A 13035-nucleotide genomic window follows, 5' to 3' on the forward strand; every position below is an offset into this window, starting at 1 on the left:
GCTGGAAGCGCGCCGGACGCTTGCCTCACCCCAAGGCGCCGCTCCCGGCGCGCTTGCCCGGAAACCATCCGCCGACTACCAATCTCAAACCGGCAGACCCTCGTTATGACCGAGGGACCAAAGGGGGGGCAGGTCAGTGCATCTAACAAGCCATTGAAACTTAAGCGAAAATCAAGAAAAAAGACTGCTGCCGGACCCTGCGGCAGCCGGCGATGGGGCCGGCACGCAAATGATCTGCTGCCTGTTCAGGCCGGGATCGCCTCGCCCGCCCGCAGGCAGGCGACGCGGCGGCGCGGACCGGGGCGCTGAACGGGCGGCAGTGCTTGGCGGCAGGCATCCATGACCAGCGGGCAGCGCGGTGCGAAGGGGCAGGCGTCGGGGCGCGTCTCCAACGCGGGGGGCGATCCGGGGATGGCGTCCAGCCGCGTGCCGCGCGCCACGTCGTGCAGGTTCGCCGCCAGCAAGCCTTGAGTATAGGGGTGCTGTGGGTTGCGGATGACCTCATGCGTGGTGCCTTCCTCGATGATCTGGCCCGCATACATGACCGCGATCCGTTCGGAAATTTCCACCGCCACACCGATGTCATGGGTAACGAAGATCACCCCCATGCCAAATTCCCTCTGCAGTTCGCGCAGCAGCAGCAGGATCTGGATCTGCACCGTCGCGTCCAGCGCCGTGGTCGGTTCATCCGCCAGCAGCAGGCGCGGACGGCAGGCCAGTGCCAGCGCGATCATCACCCGTTGCCGCATCCCGCCTGACAATTCGTGCGGGTAATTCTTCATCCGCCGTTCCGCCGAGGGGATGCGCACGCGGTGCAGCATGTCCAGTGCGACATCCATCGCATCCTCGCGCGACAGCCCCTTGTGGCGCATGACCGTTTCCGCGATCTGCTGGCCGATGGTATAGACCGGGTCCAGCGCCAGCCCGGGGTCTTGGAACACCATCGAGACGTCACCGCCGCGATAGGACCGCAGCCGCTTGCCCGACAGCGTCATGATGTCGGTGCCGTCAAAGCTGATCCTGCCGCCCAGATCGGTGCGTTTTTCGGGCAGCAACCGCAGCAGCGTTTTCAGCGTCACGCTTTTGCCCGATCCGCTTTCGCCCAGAAGGGCCAGCGTCTCGCCCTGCTTCAGTTCCAGCGACAGGTCGTTGATGGCATGGACGGTGCGGGCGCCCTTGAAGCGGACGTCCAGATTGTCGATCTGCAACAGGTTCCGGGTCATGCGGGGATCCCCTTTCCGGCCTCGGGATGGCCTGAGTTCGCGTCGTGCAGATGGCATGCCACCCAATGGGCCGATCCCTGCACGCGGGGCGCCAGCACCGGATGGCGGGACTTGCAGACGGGTGCGGCCAGCGGGCAGCGCGTGTGGAAACGGCACCCCGAGGGCGGGTCGATGGGGTTCGGCGGATCGCCCGCCAGTGGTGGTTTCTCGGTGCGGTTGTCGGGGTCCATCGAGGGCATCGCCGAGAACAGCGACCGGGTATAGGGATGCGCCTGATCGGCCCAGATCTGGTCGACGGGGGCGATCTCGACCACCTCGCCCAAATACATCACCAGGATACGGTCCGAGATATAGCGGACCACGTTCAGGTCGTGGCTGATGAAGATATAGGTCAACCCGAGTTCCGCCCGCAGATCGGCCAGCAGGTTCAGGACCTGCGCCTCGACCGATTTGTCCAAGGCACTGACGGCCTCGTCCAGGACCACGACCTTGGGGAACATGGCCAGGGCGCGGGCGATGTTGACCCGCTGGCGCTGACCGCCCGAAAGCTCATGCGGATAGCGATGGGCAAAACGGTCCGCCGACAGCCCCACGCGGTCCATCAGACGCCGCGCCCGCCCCATCGGGTCGTCCAGCCCCTGCACCCGCGCCCCGAAGGCCACGCTGTCCAGAATGGTCATCCGCGGGTTCAGCGAGGCATAGCTGTCCTGAAACACCATCTGGATATCGCGCCGCAGCGCCCGCAGGTTCATGTCGCGGCCAAGGGTCTTGTCGTTCAGGGCAATGTCACCCTCGTCCCGTTCGGTCAGGCCGATCAGCAGCTTGGCCGTCGTGGACTTCCCGCAGCCGGATTCGCCGACGATGCCAAGGGTTTCACCGGGGGCGACGTCGAAGCTGACGCCATCGACGGCCTGCACCATGCCCTGGGTGCGGCCAAGGATGCCGCCCTTGATGGGAAAGTGCTTCTTCAAGTCGCGGACGCTCAGCAGGGGTTTCTCAGTCACGGACATTCATCGCACTCCTCAGGCCGTCGCTCAGCAGGTTCAGGCACAGCGAGGTCGCGAAGATCATCACGCCCGGCAGCGCCGCCAGCCAAGGGTTCACATAGATGGCCGAGCGAAGCGTGTTCAGCATCAGCCCCCATTCGGGTTCGGGCGGGCGCACGCCGATGCCCAGAAACGAAAGGCCCGCCGCCAGGATCATGCAGACCGAGGTCAGCGAGGTCGCATAGACGAAGACGGGCGAGGCGACATTGCCGATGACATGCACGCGGATCACCGTTAGGGCGCTGGCCCCGGATGAGCGGGCCGCGTCGATGTAGTCCAGCTGGCGCACGCCCGAGGTCACGGCCTCGGCCACCCGCGTCACGGGCGGAATGAAGACGATGGTCAGCGACACGAGGCTGTTCAGCACCCCTGCCCCCAAGGCCCCCGAGATGGCGATGGCCAGCAGGACCGAGGGGAAGGCGAAGAAGACATCGACCACGCGCATGATGATCGTATTGGTGACACCGCCGACATAGCCCGCGACGACCCCGAGCGCGCCCCCGATGAAGAAGGCCAGCACGACGGGCATCAGCCCGATGAACAGCGTCAGCCGCCCGCCATAGATCAGGCGGGCCAGCATGTCGCGGCCCTGTTCGTCGGTGCCCAAGGGGTATCCGGGCGTGCCGATGGGTTTCAGGCGGGCGATCATGCTGCCCTTGTAGGGATCGGCCAGGCCCAGCCAGGGCGCGAAGATGGCCGACAACACCAGCAAGGCCAGCACGGCCAGGCAGGCCATGGCCACCGGGTCGCGCCGCAGACGCGACAGGACGGCCGACCAATAGCCCCGATGGGCCTGCGCCGGAATGGCGGTTTCCGTTTGCGACATTGGCTCAGGTCCTCTTGATGCGGGGGTCGATGGCGGCCTGCGCCACGTCGACGATCAGGTTCATGCCCACGAAGAACATCGCCAGGATCAGGATCGTGCCCTGCAGCAGCGGCAGGTCGCGCTGGAAGATGGCGTTCGACAGCAGGAAGCCCGAACCCGGCCAGTTGAATACGGTCTCGATCAGGATGGACCCGCCCAGCAGATAGCCCAGTTGCAGGCCCATCACCGACAGGGCCGTGGCGGCGGCATTGCGCGCGACATGACGCAGCACGTCGCCGCGCCCAAGCCCCTTGGCATAAAGCGCCGTCACGAAATCCATCGACAGGATGTCACCGGCAAGCGCCCTCACCGTGCGCGCCACGATGCCTATGGGCACCACGGCCAGCGTCACAGCAGGCAGCACCAGATGCCGGATGTGCGCCCAGTCCCAATGCCAGTCCTGCGACCCGCCCGGCCCCGCGCCCATCGAGGGCAGCCACCCCAGGTTAACTGAGAAGATGATGACCAGCACGATGCCCAGCCAATAGTTCGGCACCGAAACGCCGGTGATCGACAGGGCGGTGATGACGCGATCAAGGATGGTGTCGCGGAAATAGCCTGCCAGAAACCCAAGGAACGTCCCGATGGGAAAGGCGATGACCGCAGCCGCGCCCGCCAGCAGCAGCGAATTGCCGACGGCGCCGAAGACCTCATCCGCGACGGGGCGGCCCGAAGCGATGGATCGGCCCATCTCGCCCTGCAGCAGGTTTGCGATCCAGATCAGGTATTGGACCGGCAGCGGCTTGTCCAAACCATAGGCCGCGCGCATGGCCGCCTGCTGTTCGGCGGTGGCATCGACCGGCATGATGGCGGTCAGCGGATCGCCCGGCGCGATCTGCACCAGCATGAAGCAGACGACCGAGACCCCGAAGGCGACCGGCAGCACAAGGATCAGGCGTCGAAGGAAATAGCTGAGCACGTCGTGATGTCCCGCAAGATGACGCCACCGGCCAGGGGCCGATGGCGCAGGGTTTCAAATCACTCGGCCATCGTGATGGACGAGAAGTTCTGGTACCAGTTCTGCGACTGCACGAAGCCCTGCACCTTGGGCGACATGGCCCGCGGCGCGACGTCGTGGGTGACCATCAGGAACAGCGCGTCATTGACGAATTTCTCATGCGTCTGGCGCAGGATCGCGTCCTGTTCCTCGGGGTCGAAGGTGGTCTTGATCTGCTTGAACAGGTCCTGCATCTCCTCGTCGCAGTAATGGCCCCAGTTGGTGCCGTTCGGGGCGACCAGGTCGCAATCCAGGTGGCGGATGAAGCCGGTGAAGGGATCCTGGATGAAATAGGTGAAGTTGATCGACTGCGACCCCTCGACCGCCGGATCATCGGCACCTGCGCGCCACAGGTTGATCATCTGGTTCCATTCCACGACCATGAACTCGACATCGATCCATGCCTCGGCCAGCGACTGCTGGATGTATTCGTTCATCGGCAAGGGCAGCATCTGCCCCGACCCGGAAGGCGAGATCAGCGCCTTGACCTGCAGGTGGTTGTCGGGACCGAAACCGGCTTCGGTCATCAGCGCCTGCGCGGCGTCGATGTCATGGGTCAGCTTGAAATCGGGATTGCCGAACCACTGCGAATTGGGCGGCACGAAGCCCTCTGCCGGGATCATCAGGCCGCCCAGCAGCGCGCCCATCCCCTCGCGGTCGATGGCGAGGTTGGCGGCCTTGCGCACGCGGATGTCGTTCCAGGGAGAGCCTTCCAGCCGCGACAGGTGCCACGTCCAGTTGTGCGGATAGGCGTTCGAGGAGATGACGAAGCCGTTCCCCTCCATCGCGGGGATGGTGTCGGGGGCCGGAGCCTCGATCCAGTCGACCTGCCCCGACATCAGCGCCGCCGAGCGTGCGTTGGATTCGGGCAGCGGGATCAGAACCAGCTTGTCAAGTTTCGGCACGCGGTCCTTGTCCCAGTATTCCTCGTTCGGGACCATCTCGGCGCGTTCGCGGGGCACGAAGGCCTCCAGCTTCCACGGGCCGGTGCCCGAGGGATGTTCCGCGACCTTTTCCCAATCCTTGTCCTGCGCTTCCCAGTTCGCCTTCGAGGACATCATGATCCATGCCAGCTGATAGGGCAGCGTGGCGTCGGGTTCCTTGGTGATGATCTCCAGCGTGTGGTCGTCGACCGCGCGATAGCTGGCGATGGCCGGAATGCGCGACTTGCCCTGTGCGGATTGGCGCGGATCGTATTGCTCGGAATCCTCGACCAGCAGCTTGTCGAGGTTCCAGACCACGTTTTCGGCGTCGAATGTGCTGCCGTCGTGGAAGGTCACGCCCTCGCGCAGCTTGAAGGTCCACTTGGTGGTATCCTCGGGATCGACCGACCATTCCGTTGCCAGCCCGGGCGTCAGGACCGAGGGCTTGTCGGCACTGGTCAGGTCCCAGTTGATCAGCGCGTCATAGACCGTATAGCCCATGAAGCGCAGACCCTCGCCGCCCTGATCTGTCTGGCCGGTGGTCAGTGGAATGTCGGATGCCGTCATGCCGATGCGCAGCGTTCCCTGTGCGCTGGCACCATGGGCGCCCAGCACCGCAACCGACAGCGCCAAAGCGGCAAGGCCTTTTCTGAGGTGAAGCAATGTCATTCTCCGTTGTTGGACAGGATGTTGCCGGACAGATCGGCTGTGGGTTCTGGTCGCCCGTTTTCATGGCCGACCATCGCGGTCCCGGACCGGAACTGCACGCGGCGCGGGTCAGGAAAACCATTCCAAAACGGCGATCCCGGCGCGGCTGCCCAACAGGCGGTCAGATTGTTGACAATTTCTGCAATGCAGAAAAAGCGCCCGGCAAACCCACGACCGGCATGGACTTATTCGAAATCCCGGCCCGTCCATCACCCATGACCCGGGACAAGACATGATTCTTCTGGCCAATCCGAACGCCAATGCCGCGACCACCGCGCGGATGTGCGAAATCGCGGCGCCCTGGCTGCCAGACCTGCGCGGCTGGACAGCCCCGGATGGCCCCGACGTGATCCAGACGCCCGACCAGCTGACCGCGGCGGGTCATCGAATCGCGGCGCTGGCCCCCCCGGCAGGGTGCCGCGGCGTGATCGTGGCGGCCTTTGGCGATCCGGGTGCGGATCGGCTGGCGGCGAGGCTGGACTGCCCTGTCGTCGGCATCGGCGCGGCGGCAGCACGGGCGGCACGGGGACGCCCCTTTGCGGTCGCCACGACGACGCCGCATCTGGGCGCCGACATCGACGCCTCGATGCAGCGGCACGCGCAGGATGCGCCCTACCTGGGATGCTTCCTGACCCAAGGCCCCACCCTTGCCGTCATGTCGGACCCGGAGCGGCTGGATCGGGCACTGCTGGATGCCGTCCACGACGCCGCCCGTGCGGGCGCGCAGGTGGTGATCATCGGCGGCGGGCCCTTGGCACAGGCCGCCGAACGCATCGCGACCCAAAGCCCCCGCCCCCTGATCCAGCCCATCCCCGAGGCCGCCCGCCTGATGGCGGGTCTGCTGACATGAAACCTTCGCAATCCCGTCAGAAAACTGAAGGAAATCAGGCGTAGGCCCTGCGGCATCCGGCGGTCGCGCTGACTGCCGCCTTGCATAATGACGCAAAAGGGGCCTGGCCATGAACAAGCAGGACATCGCAAACCTGTCGTGGGACGAATTCGACGAACTGCGCGACCCGCGCGCCGACACCAACGGCTTCGACGCCGTGGTCGAGCGCGCCCTGTCCCGCCGGGGCTTCCTGGGCGCGGCGCTGGCCTTCGGGTCGGGTGCGGCAGTCATGGGGACGGGCATCCTGGGGTCGGCCACGTCGGCCCGTGCCCAGGCCTCGGCCTTCGCGTTCCAGCCGATCGGCATCGCCACCGATTTCGACGTCCATGTCCCGCAGGGCTATCAGTGGAAACCGCTGGTCCGTTGGGGCGACGCGCTGTTTTCGGACGCCGAGGGTGCCTATTCCTCGGAAGACGGCGTCTCGGCGGACATGTCGGACAAGGTCTTCGGCGAAAACACCGACGGGATGGAAACCTTCACCGACGGTGACAAGATCATCCTCGCCATCAACTCGGAATACGCCAACCCCGAGATCAACCTGCCCGCCGAAACCGAAGGCGTGCCGCAGACCGCCGATCAGGTCCGCCTGCTGAAGAACATCCAAGGCGTCACCGTGCTGGAGATCGCGCAGGGCGACGATGGCTACAAGGTGGTGGTCGACAGCCCCTACAACCGCCGCATCACGCATGAAACGCAGATGACCATGGACGGCCCCGCCGCCGGTTCCGCGCTGATGCAGACCAAGGCCGACCCCGAGGGCATGTCCCCCAAGGGCACGATGAACAACTGCGGTTCGGGCAAGACGCTCTGGGGCACCTATCTGACCTGCGAGGAAAACTTCAACGGCTACTTCGGCGTGGCGGGCGACCACCAGCCGACCGAGGGCGAGACGCGTTACGGCATCGGTGGCGAAAGCCGCTATGCCTACGAGAAGTTCGACGAACGCTTCGACCTGGCGGTCGAGCCGAACGAGCCCCACCGCCATGGCTGGGTCACGGAAATCAACCCGCTGGACGCCCAGTCCACCCCCGTCAAGCACACCGCCCTTGGTCGCTTCAAGCATGAAAACGCCGAGATGGTGCAGGCCAACGACGGGCGCATCGTCGTCTACATGGGCGATGATGAACGCGGCGAGTTCATGTACAAATACGTCTCGAACGGGACGTGGGCCGAAGGGCAGCCGACCGACGGGCTGCTGTCGGACGGCACGCTGTATGTCGCCAAGTTCAACGACGACATGTCGGGCGAATGGCTGCCACTGACGCCCGAGACCACCGGCATGCCCATGGATGAGATGCTGATCTTTGCCCGCATGGCCGGATCGAAGGTCGGTGCGACCACCATGGACCGCCCCGAATGGATCGCCGCCAACCCCCTGCGCTGCGAGGCCTATTGCGCCCTGACCAACAACAAGAACCGCGGCGTCAAGCCGAACGAGGGCGGCGATGAAACCCCCGTCGGCGGCCCCAACCCGCGCGAGACGAACAACTATGGTCAGATCGTCCGCTGGCGCCCCACGGGCGAGGATCACGGCGCGACCGATTTCACCTGGGATCTGTATGTGATGGCGGGCAATCCGACCGTCTATGACAACAAGTATGCCGGGTCCGAGAACATCAACGAGGGCAACATGTTCAACTCGCCCGACGGGATGGCTTTCTCCTCGGACGGCATGCTGTGGATCCAGACCGACGGCGAGGACAGCAACGAGGGAGAATTCGAAGGCCAGGGCAACAACCAGATGCTGGTCGGCAACCCCGAAACCGGCGAGATCGCGCGCTTCATGACCGCCCCCAAGGGAGCCGAGGTCACCGGCCTGACCTGGTCCCCCGACCGCAAGACCGCCTTCGTCGGCATCCAGCACCCCGGCGGTTCCTGGCCCGACAATCAGGGCAAGCCGCGTTCGGCCGTGATCGCCGTCTGGCGCGAGGATGGCCAGACCATCGGCTGATCCCCTGCCCGTTCGACGCTTCGGATGGCGCGCCCGCAACGGCGCGCCATTTCGCTATTCGGCGTGGTCGTGGACACAGAGGTCGTGATTGCCCAGAACCTCGATCACGCGACAATCGGCGATGGTCCCATGCGAACACTGGGTCAGCATCCGCTCCAACTCCTGCTGCAGCGCGGTCAGCCGCGCGATCCGCGCCTTGACCGAGGCCAGCTGTCGCGTCGCGATGACATCCGCCGCCGCGCAGGACCGGTCGGGGTCATCGGCCATGCCAAGCAGTTCCTTGATGTCGGCCAGCGGAAAGCCAAGGTCGCGGGCGTGGCGGATGAAGCTCAGCCGTTGCAGCATCGCCTGGTCATAGACGCGCTGGTTGCCCGCGCTGCGCCCCGGTTCGGGCAGCAGGCCGATCTGTTCATAATAGCGGATGGTCGGGATCTTGATCCCGGTGCGGCGGCTGATTTCTCCGATGGACGGCATTTTCACCCCTTGAACCTCTAGCGGCTAGAGATCTTAGGTCTGGCTCGGGCAGGAAACAAGGTCACCACGGAAAGGGCCGCCAGATGGGAAATCGTCGCGAATGGGCCGTCACCGGCATGGATTGCGCCGGTTGCGCCGCCAAGATCACCCGCGCCGTGGAACGCCTGCCGGGCGTCAGCACGCCGCAGGTCACGGTCATGGCGCAAAAGCTGACGCTGGACAGCGACGGCACCACCCCCGACAGCCGGATCGAGGATGAGGTCCGCCAGTTGGGGTTCGGCATCACGCCGCGCGGCACCGATGCCGGTCATGACCACGGGCCGCAGGACGGGCCGTGGCATGCCTCGGCCAAGGGGCGGCTGGTGATCGTCACCGGGTTGCTGCTGGTCGCGGCCTGGGTGATCCGGCTGACCACCGAGGGCGCGGTGGGGCATTGGGCCTTCGTCGCCGCCTGCCTGATCGGCGTCGCGCCCGTCGCCCGCAGCGCCTTTGCCATGCTGCGCCGCGGCCAGCCCTTCACCATCGAAAGTCTGATGACCATCGCCGCCGCCGGTGCCCTGATGATCGGCGCCTCCGAGGAAGCCGCGCTGGTCGTCTTCCTCTTTGCCGTGGGCGAGGTGCTGGAGGGCGTCGCCGCCAACAAGGCCCGCGACAGCATCCGCGCGCTATCCGATCTGGTGCCCAAGACCGCGCTGCTGGAACAAGGGGGCAGGACGCGGGAAGTGCCCGCCGCCTCGCTGGAACCCGGACAGGTGGTGCTGGTCCGCCCCGGCGACCGCATCCCGGCTGACGGGCGGATCATCGACGGCATCAGCGGCATCGACGAAAGCCCCGTGACCGGCGAAAGCGTCCCCGTCACCCGCGGCCCCGGCGAAGACGTCTTCGCGGGCGCCATCAACACTGAAGCCGTCCTGCGCGTCACCGTCACCAAATCCGCCGCCGACAACACAATCTCCCGCATTATCCGCCTTGTCGAAGAGGCCGAGGAGTCCCGCGCGCCTACCGAACGCTTCATCGACCGCTTCAGCCGCTGGTACATGCCCGCCGTGGTGGCACTGGCCGCGCTGACCATCCTGATCCCGCCGCTGGCCTTCGGGCAGGCCTGGGATGTCTGGATCTATCGCGGGCTGGCGCTGCTGCTGATCGGCTGCCCCTGTGCGCTGGTGATCTCGGTCCCGGCGGCCATCGCCTCGGCCCTGTCCTCTGGGGCGCGGCGGGGACTGCTGATGAAAGGCGGCGCCGTGATCGAGGCTGCCGCCCGCATCCGCCATGTCGCCATCGACAAGACCGGCACGCTGACCCATGGCCGCCCGCAGGTGACCGACGTGATGCCCGCCCAAGGCGATGCGGAGCGCCTGCTGTCGCTGATGGCGGCGATCGAGGCATCCTCCAGCCACCCGCTGGCCCGCGCCATCTTGGCCCACGCCAGCGACCTGCCTTTGCCCACAGCGACAGATGCCCGCGCCATACCCGGCAAGGGCGTGCAGGCGGTGATCGACGGCCAAACCCTGACCGTCGCCAGCCCCCGCCACGCGCTCGAGGCCGGCGTTCTGTCCGGCGATCTGTTGGATCAGGCGCAGGGGCTGGAGGAACAGGGCAAGACCGTCGCCGTACTCTTCGGCGCGACCCTTCACGGCATGGTCGCCCTCCGCGACGAACCGCGCGATGATGCGGCAGAGGCCATGCGACAGCTGCGCGATCTGGGCGTGACCCCGGTGATCCTGACCGGCGACAACCCACGCACCGCCGCCGCCATTGCAGCGACGCTTGGGACCGACCATCGCGCACAGATGCTGCCGCAGGACAAGCAGGCCGCCATCCGGGATCTGACCGCCGATGGCGGCGTGATGATGATCGGCGACGGCATCAACGATGCGCCCGCGCTGAAGCAGGCCGATGTGGGCGTGGCAATGGGGTCGGGCACCGATGTCGCGCTGGAAACGGCGGATGCGGCGATCCTGCGCGACCGGGTGACCGACATCGCCGCGATGATCCGCCTGTCGCATGCCACGATGGCCAACATCCGCCAGAACATCGCGCTGGCGCTTGGGCTGAAGGGGGTGTTCCTGGTCACCTCGATCTTGGGGATCACCGGCCTGTGGATCGCCATTCTGGCCGATACCGGCGCGACGGTGCTGGTGACGCTGAACGCCATGCGCCTGCTGCGCCACGACCCCGGCCTGCCACCGGCCAAGCTGACCCAAGGGCAGCCGCAGCCGCGCTGACCCGCCTGCACCGGTCACCCCATTGCGATGGGGTGCCGGACGGTTCCTCTTGCCTCGGGCCTGCCTTTCCCCCTAAGAGCCGCCCAACGCGTCGCCGCCAGACTTGGCGGACCGGCGTGCGACAAGGATATGGCCATGGACGACAAGCCCGCGATACGGATCCGCGATCTGCACAAGCGCTTTGGCGACCTCGAGGTGCTGAAGGGCGTCTCGCTGACCGCGCACCCCGGCGACGTCATCGCCATTATCGGCGGGTCGGGGTCGGGGAAATCGACGCTGCTGCGCTGCATCAACATGCTGGAGCACCCTACCTCGGGGCAGATCGCCATTCAGGGCGAGGGTTACCGCATGCGCCCCGCGCGTGGCGGCGGACTAGAACCCGCCGACCGCAAGCAGGTCCAGCGCATCCGCGCCCAGCTGGGCATGGTTTTCCAGAACTTCAACCTCTGGCCCCATCGCACCGTGCTGGAAAACGTGACCGAGGCACCGATCCACGTCCTGGGTCAGCCCCGCGCCCAGGCCATCGACCGCGCGCGTCAGGTGCTGGCCCGTGTCGGTCTGGCCGAGAAGGCCGACACCCACCCCATCCACCTGTCGGGCGGTCAGCAGCAGCGCGCCGCCATCGCCCGCGTGCTGGCGGTCGATCCGCTGGCCATGTTGTTCGACGAACCGACCAGCGCTTTGGACCCCGAATTGGTGGGCGAGGTTCTGGGCGTCATCCGCGATCTGGCCCGCGAGGGCCGCACCATGATCCTGGTGACGCATGAAATGGCCTTCGCGCGCGACGTGGCCAACCGCGTGATCTATCTGCGCGATGGCCGGATCGAGGAGGAAGGCACCCCCGAACAGCTGTTCGGCGACCCGCAATCCCCGCATCTGAAACAGTTCATCCGGTCGGTCATGTGACCTGCTGCCAATTTCGCCAATATCTGGAAGGATTTCCCATGTTCAGCAAACTCACCCTCGCCGCCGTCGCGGCACTTGGTCTGGCGGGTCCGGTCATGGCCGAAACCCTGAAGGTCGGCGTGTCTGCCGAACCCTATCCGCCCTTCTTCACCCCCGATGCCAGCGGCAGCTGGTCGGGCTGGGAAATCGATCTGATGAACGAGATCTGCACCCGGATCGAGGCCGAATGCGTCGTCACCCCCATCGCGTGGGACGGCATCATCCCGGCGCTGACCACCGGCAAGATCGACATGATCATGGGGTCGATGACGATCACCCCCGCGCGGGCCGAACAGATCGCATTCTCGGACAAGTATTACGCCGCGCCGACCGGGCTGATGACGCAGAAGGGCTCGGACATCGAACCGACCGCCGAGGGCGTCAGCGGTGCCTTCGTGGGTGCGCAGTCGGGCTCGATCCAGGAGGTCTATGCCAACAAGTATTACGCCGATACCGCCGGTGCGATCCGCATCTATCAGAACCTGGACGAGGAACTGCAGGACCTTGCAGCCGGTCGTCTGGACGCGGTCATCGGCGACACGCTGGCCATGCAGCCCTTTGCCGAATCCGAAGCCGGTCAGGCCTGCTGCGAATACAAGGGCGCCGTCGAACCCGACCCCGAGGTCCTGGGCTATGGCGCCGGTGCCGGTCTGCGCCAGGAGGATACCGAGCTGCTGGCCCGCGTGAACAAGGCCCTGGCCGAAATCCGTGAGGACGGCACCTACGACCAGATCACGCAGAAGTACTTCACCGTCGACATCTACGGCGACTGATCGACCCTGACCGGAC

General features: G+C 66.0%; 12 protein-coding genes. 6 read left to right on the top strand and 6 right to left on the bottom strand.

Annotated features, from left to right (window positions below):
- Window positions 1-245 precede the first annotated feature (245 nt).
- From DDE75_RS16440 to DDE75_RS16460, 5 genes are read right to left on the bottom strand one after another with little or no spacing between them, the layout of a single operon-like run.
- Window positions 246-1223 (bottom strand): ABC transporter ATP-binding protein, encoded by a 978-nt coding sequence (locus tag DDE75_RS16440; protein ID WP_108503475.1) that lies wholly within the window; start codon window positions 1221-1223, stop codon window positions 246-248.
- Entirely contained in the window at window positions 1220-2233 is a 1014-nt protein-coding gene (locus tag DDE75_RS16445) for an ABC transporter ATP-binding protein (protein WP_108503476.1), read from the bottom strand. The genes DDE75_RS16440 and DDE75_RS16445 overlap by 4 nt, the downstream gene beginning before the upstream one ends.
- Window positions 2220-3095 carry an ABC transporter permease gene (locus tag DDE75_RS16450; RefSeq protein ID WP_108503477.1) on the bottom strand — a complete coding sequence of 292 codons (876 nt, stop codon included), beginning with the start codon at window positions 3093-3095 and terminating at the stop codon, window positions 2220-2222. The genes DDE75_RS16445 and DDE75_RS16450 overlap by 14 nt, the downstream gene beginning before the upstream one ends.
- A 4-nt stretch (window positions 3096-3099) precedes the next feature.
- Window positions 3100-4053, bottom strand: a complete 954-nt coding sequence (locus DDE75_RS16455; protein WP_108503478.1) for an ABC transporter permease — start codon at window positions 4051-4053, stop codon at window positions 3100-3102.
- A gap of 59 nt (window positions 4054-4112) precedes the next feature.
- Entirely contained in the window at window positions 4113-5723 is a 1611-nt protein-coding gene (locus DDE75_RS16460; RefSeq protein WP_108503479.1) for an ABC transporter substrate-binding protein, read from the bottom strand.
- Here DDE75_RS16460 and DDE75_RS17385 point away from each other — a divergent pair.
- The 3 genes from DDE75_RS17385 (at window position 5717) to DDE75_RS16470 (ending at window position 8602) form a co-directional block, all read left to right on the top strand.
- Complete coding sequence (locus tag DDE75_RS17385; RefSeq protein WP_162799090.1) at window positions 5717-5998, top strand: hypothetical protein; 282 nt, start codon at window positions 5717-5719, stop codon at window positions 5996-5998. The two genes, DDE75_RS16460 and DDE75_RS17385, sit on opposite strands and share 7 nt — an antisense overlap.
- A complete protein-coding gene (locus tag DDE75_RS16465; protein ID WP_108503480.1) occupies window positions 5995-6612 on the top strand; it encodes an aspartate/glutamate racemase family protein in 618 nt (205 codons plus the stop codon). Before DDE75_RS17385 ends, DDE75_RS16465 begins: the two co-directional genes overlap by 4 nt.
- 109 nt (window positions 6613-6721) lie before the next feature.
- Entirely contained in the window at window positions 6722-8602 is a 1881-nt protein-coding gene (locus DDE75_RS16470) for a PhoX family protein (protein WP_108503481.1), read from the top strand.
- Between the two features lie 54 nt (window positions 8603-8656).
- Here the strand turns inward: DDE75_RS16470 and DDE75_RS16475 are convergent, their stop codons facing one another.
- On the bottom strand, window positions 8657-9076 hold the full coding sequence (locus DDE75_RS16475) for a MerR family transcriptional regulator (protein ID WP_108503482.1): 420 nt from the start codon (window positions 9074-9076) through the stop codon (window positions 8657-8659).
- Window positions 9077-9159: 83 nt separating this feature from the next.
- Between DDE75_RS16475 and DDE75_RS16480 the strand changes: the two genes are divergently transcribed.
- The 3 genes from DDE75_RS16480 to DDE75_RS16490 all read left to right on the top strand — a co-directional run bounded on the left by DDE75_RS16480 (window position 9160) and on the right by DDE75_RS16490 (window position 13019).
- Complete coding sequence (locus DDE75_RS16480; RefSeq protein WP_108503483.1) at window positions 9160-11301, top strand: heavy metal translocating P-type ATPase; 2142 nt, start codon at window positions 9160-9162, stop codon at window positions 11299-11301.
- Between the two features lie 135 nt (window positions 11302-11436).
- Window positions 11437-12207 carry an ABC transporter ATP-binding protein gene (locus DDE75_RS16485; RefSeq protein WP_108503499.1) on the top strand — a complete coding sequence of 257 codons (771 nt, stop codon included), beginning with the start codon at window positions 11437-11439 and terminating at the stop codon, window positions 12205-12207.
- A 38-nt stretch (window positions 12208-12245) separates the two neighbouring features.
- The gene (locus tag DDE75_RS16490) at window positions 12246-13019 is read left to right on the top strand and encodes a transporter substrate-binding domain-containing protein (RefSeq protein WP_108503484.1); all 774 of its coding nucleotides are present in this window, start codon (window positions 12246-12248) and stop codon (window positions 13017-13019) included.
- Window positions 13020-13035: the final 16 nt, after the last annotated feature.

This window comes from Paracoccus indicus (assembly GCF_003056335.1).
Lineage (GTDB): Bacteria > Pseudomonadota > Alphaproteobacteria > Rhodobacterales > Rhodobacteraceae > Paracoccus > Paracoccus indicus.

Coding starts and splice junctions, on each gene's coding strand:
- DDE75_RS16440 (WP_108503475.1), bottom strand. CDS start 1,223: ATGACCCGGAACCTGTTGCAGATCGACAATCTGGACGTCCGCTTCAAG.
- DDE75_RS16445 (WP_108503476.1), bottom strand. CDS start 2,233: ATGTCCGTGACTGAGAAACCCCTGCTGAGCGTCCGCGACTTGAAGAAG.
- DDE75_RS16450 (WP_108503477.1), bottom strand. CDS start 3,095: ATGTCGCAAACGGAAACCGCCATTCCGGCGCAGGCCCATCGGGGCTAT.
- DDE75_RS17385 (WP_162799090.1), top strand. CDS start 5,717: ATGTCATTCTCCGTTGTTGGACAGGATGTTGCCGGACAGATCGGCTGT.
- DDE75_RS16460 (WP_108503479.1), bottom strand. CDS start 5,723: ATGACATTGCTTCACCTCAGAAAAGGCCTTGCCGCTTTGGCGCTGTCG.
- DDE75_RS16465 (WP_108503480.1), top strand. CDS start 5,995: ATGATTCTTCTGGCCAATCCGAACGCCAATGCCGCGACCACCGCGCGG.
- DDE75_RS16470 (WP_108503481.1), top strand. CDS start 6,722: ATGAACAAGCAGGACATCGCAAACCTGTCGTGGGACGAATTCGACGAA.
- DDE75_RS16475 (WP_108503482.1), bottom strand. CDS start 9,076: ATGCCGTCCATCGGAGAAATCAGCCGCCGCACCGGGATCAAGATCCCG.
- DDE75_RS16480 (WP_108503483.1), top strand. CDS start 9,160: ATGGGAAATCGTCGCGAATGGGCCGTCACCGGCATGGATTGCGCCGGT.
- DDE75_RS16485 (WP_108503499.1), top strand. CDS start 11,437: ATGGACGACAAGCCCGCGATACGGATCCGCGATCTGCACAAGCGCTTT.
- DDE75_RS16490 (WP_108503484.1), top strand. CDS start 12,246: ATGTTCAGCAAACTCACCCTCGCCGCCGTCGCGGCACTTGGTCTGGCG.